This window comes from Thiothrix litoralis (assembly GCF_017901135.1).
GTDB lineage: Bacteria > Pseudomonadota > Gammaproteobacteria > Thiotrichales > Thiotrichaceae > Thiothrix > Thiothrix litoralis.
On record NZ_CP072801.1, the window covers coordinates 359,223 to 367,821 of the forward strand.

Sequence of the window (8,599 nt, forward strand, 5' to 3'; positions counted from 1 at the left end):
TTATCTAGTGTTCTTTCTGTGAACCATATCAAGTTGTAAATTTCATGAAAAAAACGTTTGTTTTGGCATTGTTGTTTGCCGTCATTTCCTTGATGTCCTCTATGGCATCGGCTGCTGTGTGGCCAAATGAGAATGAGTGGGATAGCTCGTGGGAAGATCGTTACCGCCAGTGGGTGCGTACTGAGTGGAAAGACGACATTTTCATGAACCCCGCGAAGCCGATTTATTATAAATTTGAGAATGACTGTGCGGACGCGGTATACGCAATGCGTCTCATTTTTTCGTTCGAGAACCGTTTGCCGTTCGTGATAGGGAATCGCGATAAGTCAGGGCAAGTGATTAGTAATGGGATGTCTACGTGGGATAATTTATCACCTGATCAGCGGGTTCGGCGCTTCATGGACTATGTCGCTGACATGACGAGCACTGAAGCATTGCGAAATGATACCTACCCTATTGCGTTAGCAGATATCAAGCCTGGTGATATTTACGTTGCCCCTGGCGTGCATTCCTACCAGATTGCAGATGTGACGGAAGCGGGGATCGCGGAAGTCATGGCTTCTACCACGCCCAAGCAAGCGCGTTACTTGTTGCGTACCCCCTCTTTCCCGTTTTATGTGCCGGAAGACAAGCGTTTGGGTGATGGCTACCGTCGTTTCAAGCAGCCACAGAACATTATGCGTGCAGCGCGTGAACAGCCCGGCTACAGCGAAGAGCAGTTCCAGTTGGCAGCAGAGCTTCAATACGATTATGTGAAATTTACCGATGTTATTTCCAGCAGGTTGGCGAAACGCCCTGAAACGGCTGATGAAAAAACCCAGCGTCTCTTGTTAGCATTGTGTATGTATGCCAATGACCGTTCTGTTTATGTGTATGATGCTTTGTGGTATTTGCAAAAAATTAGGGGTGAAGGCCGTCGTTGCATGAATGCCAGAGAGTACGATGATCATTCAACACCGGGTCGTGATAAACGTCTGACGCTATTTTTTGATTCCATTCGCCGTCATTTGGATCATGTTGGGCGTTTTGATCCACGTTCGCAGCCTGCACGTTGGGCAAAAGCGGTGTTTTCCAATGACCAGCCACCACCGCAAGAGCTGAAAAGCCTGAATGATTTCTGCATGGTGCAAATGACGCTGGGTGAAGAGTATTACATGACTTTGCGCGAGTTGCGCCAGAATGTTGAAGCACATTCCTTGGTCTCTGATCCACATGCACCGCTGCCATTCCGCTGGGGTGTTGTGAAAGAACCGTACCGTGCTGAATGCCCAACTTACTAACGGTAGGTGACAGGCTTCCGGGTTAAGCTGGCATTCTGTCTTGGAATACTATAAAGAGTCATTATAATTACTGATTGTTGCGGCAATCCCAATTTATTGGGAATCTCAGGATTAGGAGTGGGACAAATGAGTGGTGTTTTTGAAACTTTAGGTTTGCCAAGGTGGGGGCGTTCGGTCGTGATGATCGGGGCGCTGGTGGTATCCGGTCTGGCGGGGTGCTCAAATCAGCAGGTTGCCGAAAAGCCTGCTGCTGCCGAGGTGAAACGTTCCCAAAGTGCGCGTAGTAGCGTGGCAACGCCGGAGCGCTTATCGTATGCAGCCTTGGATAGGTTACGGCATCAGGTGGTTTATGATGGGCGTTATATCCCCATTTCTTATCCGAATGGTGATGTACCTGCCAATATGGGTGTTTGTACGGATACCGTCATCCGTTCTTACCGGAAGTTGGGGGTTGATCTCCAGCGGCTGGTGTATGAGGATATGTCACGGAATTTTCAGGCTTACCCTAACCTCACCAAGTGGGGGTTGAATAAGCCCGACCCGAATATCGATCATCGGCGTGTGCACAATCTGAAGACGTTTTTCACCCGTCACGGTGGTCGCGTGCCTGTAACGGGCAACCCACAAGACTATCGTTCTGGTGATTTGGTCACCTGGAGTCTCGGTGGAGATCAGGAGCACATTGGGATTGTGGTGAACCGTAAATCATCCGCAGACCCGAGGCGTCCACTGATTGTGCATAATATCGGTGAAGGCGAAAAAATTGAGGATGTGCTTTTCCAGATGCCGATTACCGGACATTACCGTTATTTTCCATAATATGACCGTCGTGCCCCTGGTTCTATCGGGTAGAATCAGGGCTAAAAGCCGCTTTATCAGGAAGCCCCCGCTTGCCGGGGGCTTTTTTGTGGATAAGATGCTAATCAAGGCTTCACTTTTTCTGAAATTAACGTAGAATTGCGCGTTTACTTCGGGCAGCACCCGCTGCTTCGTATTAACCGCATTTTGTAAGGTTTTCAAATGGTCAATATTCGTCTGGCAAGAGGTGGTGCGAAAAAGCATCCATTTTACCACATTGTCGTTAGCGACAAGCGCAAGCCGCGTGACAGTGGTTACATTGAACGCATTGGTTACTTCAACCCGGTCGCCCGTGGTCAAGAAGTTCGTTTGCACATTGAACAAGATCGCGTAGCCCATTGGGTTGCTTGCGGTGCTCAGCCCACTGAACGTGTTGCTAAGCTGCTGAAAGAATCTGCTGAAACTGTGGCAGCGTAAAACATTATGTCCCAGCCGGATATGGTGACGCTCGGAAAGATTTCCGCTGTATTTGGTATAAAAGGTTGGGTTAAGGTGTTTTCACACACCCATCAACTGGACGGAATTTTGGGCTACGCCCCGTGGTTTCTGAAAGTCGACGGTGAATGGAAGCCCTGTAAATTGCTCAATGGACAAGTGCAGGGTAAAGGTATTGTTGCCCAACTGGATGGTGTGACAGATCGTACCCAAGCTGAGAAGTTGATAGGCTTCGAGATAGGCGTTCCGCGTGAGCGCTTGCACAAGCTGGATGATGATGAATACTACTGGGCTGATTTGATCGGCATGGAAGTGGTGACAGTCAACGGCGTAGTGCTGGGTAAAGTTGACCACTTGTTTGAAACCGGTGCCAATGATGTCTTGGTAGTGCAGGGCGAGCGGGAACGGTTGTTGCCGTGGGTTCTGGGTGATTTCATTAAATCCGTTTCGCTGGCTGAAAAACGTATCACGGTGGACTGGGATCCTGATTTCTGATGCCCATGCGCTTTGATGTGATCACCCTGTTTCCTGAGCTGGTTAATGCCGTTGTCAGCAGTGGTGTAACAGGTCGGGCAGCGGAGCGCGGTATCATTTCCCTGAAACAGTGGAATCCGCGTGATTACGCCACCGATGTACACCGTACCGTGGATGACCGCCCCTACGGTGGTGGCCCTGGTATGGTAATGAAAGGCGACTGTTTGTTGCAAGCTATCCGTGATGCCCGTCAGGAGAATCCGGGGAAAGTGGTTTATCTTAGCCCTCAGGGTGTTCCCCTGAATCAGGCTTTGGTGACTGAGCTGGCAGCAGCAGAAAACGTGATTTTACTGTGTGGTCGCTACGAAGGCATTGACGAACGTGTTATTGCTTTGGAAGTGGATCTGGAATGTTCGATTGGTGACTATGTTCTCAGCGGTGGTGAGTTGGGGGCAATGGTGCTGATTGATGCAGTAACTCGCTTGTTGCCGGGGGCATTAGGGCATCATGAGTCGGCGGCGCAGGATTCGTTTTTTGATGGATTACTGGACTGCTCTCACTATACCCGCCCGGAAGAACTGGAAGGGTTGGCGATACCAGCGGTATTAAAAAGCGGCAATCACGCAGATATTGCCAAGTGGCGCAAGAAACAAGCGCTGGGAAAAACATGGCGACGCAGGCCGGAATTGTTACAGGCACGACAGTTGACCGACAGTGAGCGTGTGTTGCTGAACGAGTATATAAACGAGTTTGAAAGCAGTGAAAAGCTGCCTTAGAGGATTATCATGAATACGATTATTCAACAACTTGAACAAGAGCAAATGACGAAGGTAATCCCGGATTTTAACCCCGGCGACACCGTTATCGTTCAAGTACGCGTGAAAGAAGGCGATAAAGAGCGCCAACAGGCTTATGAAGGTGTGGTGATTGCGAAGAAAAATCGTGGTCTGAATTCCGCTTTCACCGTGCGTAAGATGTCTTACGGCGAAGGTGTTGAGCGTGTTTTCCAAACCTTCAGCAACAGCATTGCTAGCATTACAGTCAAGCGTAGCGGTGATGTACGTCGCGCCAAGCTGTACTACCTGCGTGGCCGTACGGGTAAATCTGCACGTATCAAAGAAAAACTTTAAGTTTTTCCGGCTTGATGCTTCAGAGCCGACAGCACTGTGCACAGTCTGTCGGCTTTGTTGTGTCCGTCATTTTTATATCAGGGCTAAACTACACCTGTCGTTTTATCGCTGAAAACTGTACAGGGTAGTTTTCTGCACCTACTATAGAAGCCGAAGAATATTTATAAAATAATACGCTAGAGTAGGCGGGGGCTTTTGTGGCCGATTTCGTTGATTTTTCATCCAATAGCACGGTGATAGGCTTATTGCTAGGGCTTACCGTCGTGGCTGCTTTGGTGTGGGGGGCATTTTCCATGCGCCGCCAATTCAAAAGCCAGTTACGCTTGGCACAGCAAAACATGTTGGTGTCGTCGCTGGCGGACACCCAGGAAGCGGCTATTCTGGTGGATGTGAATGGCGTGGTGGATTTCATCAATCCTGCCGCCGAAAAAATCCTCAAGTACAAAATTCGCAGTGCGCGTGGCAAGCACTATGGTGAATTGTTTACGCTGATTGATTCTCTGACCCACCACCCGATTCCATGGCTGGATACTGCCAAGCGTAATGACCGCCCGCTGTTGCGCAATGCCTTGCTGAATGCGAATGGCTTGAATGATTTACAGGTGACTTACACCGTACAACCCATCCTGTATGAAGATGCTGAACAGCCATGCTACATGGTGATGGTGCGCGACCAGACCGAGCTTCATGCGATGCAATTGCGGCTGGATCACGTTCAAATGCATGACCCGCAAACTATGCTGTTGAACCGCAAGAGCTTTGAGTTACGCTTGAAAGTGGCGATTGATCAAGTGCGGCAACATGGGGTGAAGCACTCGTTTTGCCTGATCTCAATGGATCAGTTCAAGCTGGTGAATGACACGATGGGGCATGGTGGTGGGGATATGCTGATTGAGCGTATTGCACGAATGCTCAAGGACGAAATTGATGTGCGCCGTGATATTTTGGCGCGGCTGGGCGGTGATGAGTTTGGCATCCTGTTTCAGGAAATTGAACCAGCAGTAGCGATTCGAGCGGCGGAACAAATCCGTATCAAACTAGAACAATACGCGTTTGACTGGAATAAAATGCGCCAGCGAGTAACGGCCAGTGTTGCTTTTGTACCCTTATACAAGCTATTGAAAACGCCTAACCGGATACTCTCGGAAGCTGATGCCGCGTGCCGGGTTGCCAAGGCCAAAGGCGGTAACCGTATCCATATTTACAAGCCGGATGATCAGGAAATCCTCAAGCAGCGTGGCAATATGGTGTGGCTGGATCGCCTGAAAAAAGCCTTTGAAGCCGGTAATTTCCGTCTGGTGGCGCAGCCTATCCATGATTTGCGCCCAGCAGAATTCAAAAAGCCGTTCAGCCATTACGAAGTACTGATCCGCTTGTACGATGAAAATAACCAGCCCGTTCCGCCGGACGAGTTCATTCCAGCGGCAGAATATTATTCGATGATGCCGCGTCTGGATCGTTGGGTTATCCGCAAACTGCTCCAGACGCTGCAAGAAATTACCCAGAAAGTACCCCGCCCAATTTTCGCGATTAATTTGTCCGGTCAGAGTTTGGATGAGCCAACCTTCCTGAAATTTGTGCTGGATGAAATTCAGGAAGCGGGAATTAGTCCGGGTATGTTGTGCTTCGAGATTACCGAACGGGTGGCTATCCACAACCTTGAGTTGGCACAGCATTTTATTGCAACCCTAAAAAATCTGGGGTGCAGCTTTTCGATGGATGACTTCGGTACGGGGGTCAGCTCCTTTGGGTATTTAAAATCCCTTTCGGTGGATTATCTGAAAATTGACGGCAGTTTTATCAAAGACATTGCCAATGATGACGTGGCACTGGCGATGGTGAATTCAGTCAATCAGGTCGGGCATTTGATGGGCTTGAAAGTGATTGCCGAATATGTCGAAAATGATCGGGTCATACAAATTTTGCGCGAAATTGGTGTAGACTACGGGCAGGGTTACGGCATCTCCAGACCGATTCCGATCGAAGAAGCCGTGCGTAATCACGTCAGTTAAGGTAACAACAACACGGATGAATATTCATATTCTGGGTATCTGCGGAACCTTTATGGGCGGTATTGCCCTATTGGCACGCGAGAAAGAGCATCAAGTCACAGGTTCTGACACCAACGTTTATCCACCGATGAGCACTATGCTGGCAGAGCAGGGCGTGGCTATTATTCAGGGCTTCCAACCTCACGATTTACCCGCTGATAGCGAGACGATTGTGGTGGGCAATGTGATGCGTCGTGGTTTGGAAATTGTGGAGCATATGCTTGACCACAACCTGCCCTATACCTCCGGCCCGCAATGGCTGGGCGAACACATTCTGAAGGATCGCTGGGTATTGGCAGTGGCGGGGACGCACGGCAAAACCACCACTGCGAGTATGCTGGCTTGGATTCTGGAATACGCTGGGTTGAAGCCGGGTTTCCTGATCGGTGGCGTGCCGGAAAATTTTGGGGTATCCGCCCGTCTGGGTGACTCGCCGTTTTTTGTGGTGGAAGCGGATGAATACGATACCGCGTTTTTCGACAAGCGTTCCAAGTTTGTGCATTACCACCCACGTACCGTTATCCTGAATAATCTGGAATACGACCATGCCGATATTTTCCCCGATGTTCAAGCCATCAAAACCCAATTCCACCATCTGATGCGTACTGTGCCGGGCAGTGGTCTGGCGGTGGTGAATGCGCAGGATGCCAACCTCAAGGATACGCTGGCAATGGGCTGCTGGACGCCGGTGGAAACCTTTGCCGATGGCGATTGGCGAGCGGAATACCTGCAAGCCGATGGCAGTGAATTCCGAGTCTTCTGCAAGGCTGTGGAACAGGGCGTGGTACGCTGGGATTTGCTGGGCGAACACAACGTCAACAATGGGCTGGCCGCAATAGCAGCGGCACGCCATGCCGGAGTTCCCACTGAACATGCCGTGGCAGCCTTGGCTGAATTCCAAGGCGTGAAGCGGCGGATGCAGGTGCGTGGCACCGTGCGTGGTGTGACGGTTTATGACGATTTTGCGCATCACCCAACGGCGATTACCACAACATTAGCCGGTTTGCGGGCAAAAGTTGGCAAGGCGCGGATCATTGCCTTGCTGGAACCGCGTTCCAACACCATGCGCATGGGCACGCATGGGGCGGCGGTCGCGGCGGCTTTGCAAGTGGCGGATCATGCCTTCATTTATCAGTTGCCGGAATGGGATGATATTGATGCTTTAGTGGCAACTGTGGTGAAACTCGCGCAAGCGGGAGACCATATTTTGGTTATGAGTAATGGCGGTTTCGGTGGTATTCATGACAAGCTACTGCTGACATTGGCTGACTGAGATATTGGACGCTTGAAAACCATTACATTGATCATGACGGGCGCATCCGGTGCGCAATACGGGCTGCGCTTGCTGGAATTCCTGCTGCAACACGGTTATCACGTGTATTTGCTGCTATCGCGCCCGGCGCAGGTGGTGGTGAATATGGAAACCGAGCACCGTTTGCCGGGGCGTGCCAGTGAAATACAGCAGTATTTCAGTGAGTTGTACGGTGCGCAACCGGGGCAGTTACAGGTATTCGAGCGCGAACAGTGGGCTGCCCCCATCGCCAGCGGTAGCGGGGTGGCGGATGCTACCGTGGTATGCCCTTGCACCACCGGAACGCTGTCAGCGATTGCCTGTGGTAGCAGCCGCAACCTGATCGAACGTGCCGCCGATGTGTGCCTGAAAGAGCGTAAAAAGCTGATTTTAGTGGTGCGTGAAACCCCGTTTTCCGAGATTCATCTGGAAAACATGCTGAAACTGGCGCGGATGGGGGTTATTATCATGCCCGCCAATCCGGGCTTTTATCAACGCCCGGCATCCGTGCAGGAACTGGTCGACTTTATGGTGGCGCGGGTACTGGACCATTTGGACATTCCACACGCACTGCTTCCCCGTTGGGGGGAACCGCAGGCGGAGTGACCGCATTTTTGATTTGATATTATTAGGAGTATGCCATGGCAGTCGAAGAAATGACCGCGCAGAGTTTTGAAGAAACGATCACGGAAAACGGTATCGTTATCATCGACTTTTGGGCACCTTGGTGCGGCCCTTGTCGCACATTTTCGCCAATCTTTGATAAAGTGTCAGACAATCACACTGACATCGTGTTTGCCAAAGTGAACACCGAAGAAGAGGAGGAATTGGCTCGCCATTTCCAGATCCGTTCCATCCCGACGCTGATGATTTTCCGTGAGCAGGTCATCCTGTTTGCCGAAGCGGGCATGTTGAGTGAGCCACAACTGGAGCAAGTGATTGCGAAGGTGCGTGAGCTGGATATGGATAAAGTGCGTGCTGATATTGCAGCGCAGGAAAAGGCCGCACAGGAACAGCAAGCATAAGTACTTATCATTAGTACCGTTTATCAGAAAGCCGGGTTAAACCCGGCTTTTTGGT

The 8,599-nt window shown here is 50.6% G+C and carries 10 protein-coding genes; all 10 read left to right on the forward strand.

Annotated features, from left to right (window positions below):
• The first annotated feature begins 44 nt into the window (after positions 1–44).
• The 10 genes from J9253_RS01820 to trxA all read left to right on the forward strand — a co-directional run bounded on the left by J9253_RS01820 (position 45) and on the right by trxA (position 8,544).
• Positions 45–1,280 (forward strand): hypothetical protein, encoded by a 1,236-nt coding sequence (locus J9253_RS01820; protein ID WP_210223043.1) that lies wholly within the window; start codon positions 45–47, stop codon positions 1,278–1,280.
• Between the two features lie 126 nt (positions 1,281–1,406).
• Positions 1,407–2,099: a DUF1287 domain-containing protein gene (locus tag J9253_RS01825; RefSeq protein WP_210223044.1), complete on the forward strand. Its 693-nt coding sequence runs from the start codon at positions 1,407–1,409 to the stop codon at positions 2,097–2,099.
• A 201-nt stretch (positions 2,100–2,300) separates the two neighbouring features.
• Positions 2,301–2,555, forward strand: coding sequence for a 30S ribosomal protein S16 (rpsP, locus tag J9253_RS01830; RefSeq protein WP_028490312.1), 255 nt, complete (start codon positions 2,301–2,303; stop codon positions 2,553–2,555).
• 21 nt (positions 2,556–2,576) lie between these two features.
• A complete protein-coding gene (gene rimM / locus J9253_RS01835; RefSeq protein ID WP_407701793.1) occupies positions 2,577–3,068 on the forward strand; it encodes a ribosome maturation factor RimM in 492 nt (163 codons plus the stop codon).
• A gap of 5 nt (positions 3,069–3,073) precedes the next feature.
• Positions 3,074–3,823 carry a tRNA (guanosine(37)-N1)-methyltransferase TrmD gene (gene trmD, locus J9253_RS01840; RefSeq protein WP_210224504.1) on the forward strand — a complete coding sequence of 250 codons (750 nt, stop codon included), beginning with the start codon at positions 3,074–3,076 and terminating at the stop codon, positions 3,821–3,823.
• Between the two features lie 9 nt (positions 3,824–3,832).
• Complete coding sequence (rplS, locus tag J9253_RS01845) at positions 3,833–4,177, forward strand: 50S ribosomal protein L19 (RefSeq protein WP_266097368.1); 345 nt, start codon at positions 3,833–3,835, stop codon at positions 4,175–4,177.
• 197 nt (positions 4,178–4,374) lie between these two features.
• The gene (locus tag J9253_RS01850) at positions 4,375–6,189 is read left to right on the forward strand and encodes a putative bifunctional diguanylate cyclase/phosphodiesterase (protein WP_210223046.1); all 1,815 of its coding nucleotides are present in this window, start codon (positions 4,375–4,377) and stop codon (positions 6,187–6,189) included.
• A 16-nt stretch (positions 6,190–6,205) separates the two neighbouring features.
• Positions 6,206–7,501: a UDP-N-acetylmuramate:L-alanyl-gamma-D-glutamyl-meso-diaminopimelate ligase gene (mpl, locus tag J9253_RS01855; RefSeq protein ID WP_210223047.1), complete on the forward strand. Its 1,296-nt coding sequence runs from the start codon at positions 6,206–6,208 to the stop codon at positions 7,499–7,501.
• 12 nt (positions 7,502–7,513) lie between these two features.
• Positions 7,514–8,125 (forward strand): flavin prenyltransferase UbiX, encoded by a 612-nt coding sequence (locus J9253_RS01860; protein ID WP_028490318.1) that lies wholly within the window; start codon positions 7,514–7,516, stop codon positions 8,123–8,125.
• A 35-nt stretch (positions 8,126–8,160) separates the two neighbouring features.
• Complete coding sequence (gene trxA, locus J9253_RS01865) at positions 8,161–8,544, forward strand: thioredoxin (protein WP_210223048.1); 384 nt, start codon at positions 8,161–8,163, stop codon at positions 8,542–8,544.
• Positions 8,545–8,599 lie beyond the last annotated feature (55 nt).

What these genes read in the sequence shown, in the direction of transcription:
- J9253_RS01820 (WP_210223043.1), top strand. Translation starts at nt 45, where the DNA reads ATGAAAAAAACGTTTGTTTTGGCATTGTTGTTTGCCGTCATTTCCTTG.
- J9253_RS01825 (WP_210223044.1), top strand. Translation starts at nt 1,407, where the DNA reads ATGAGTGGTGTTTTTGAAACTTTAGGTTTGCCAAGGTGGGGGCGTTCG.
- rpsP (WP_028490312.1), top strand. Translation starts at nt 2,301, where the DNA reads ATGGTCAATATTCGTCTGGCAAGAGGTGGTGCGAAAAAGCATCCATTT.
- rimM (WP_407701793.1), top strand. Translation starts at nt 2,577, where the DNA reads ATGGTGACGCTCGGAAAGATTTCCGCTGTATTTGGTATAAAAGGTTGG.
- trmD (WP_210224504.1), top strand. Translation starts at nt 3,074, where the DNA reads ATGCGCTTTGATGTGATCACCCTGTTTCCTGAGCTGGTTAATGCCGTT.
- rplS (WP_266097368.1), top strand. Translation starts at nt 3,833, where the DNA reads ATGAATACGATTATTCAACAACTTGAACAAGAGCAAATGACGAAGGTA.
- mpl (WP_210223047.1), top strand. Translation starts at nt 6,206, where the DNA reads ATGAATATTCATATTCTGGGTATCTGCGGAACCTTTATGGGCGGTATT.
- trxA (WP_210223048.1), top strand. Translation starts at nt 8,161, where the DNA reads ATGGCAGTCGAAGAAATGACCGCGCAGAGTTTTGAAGAAACGATCACG.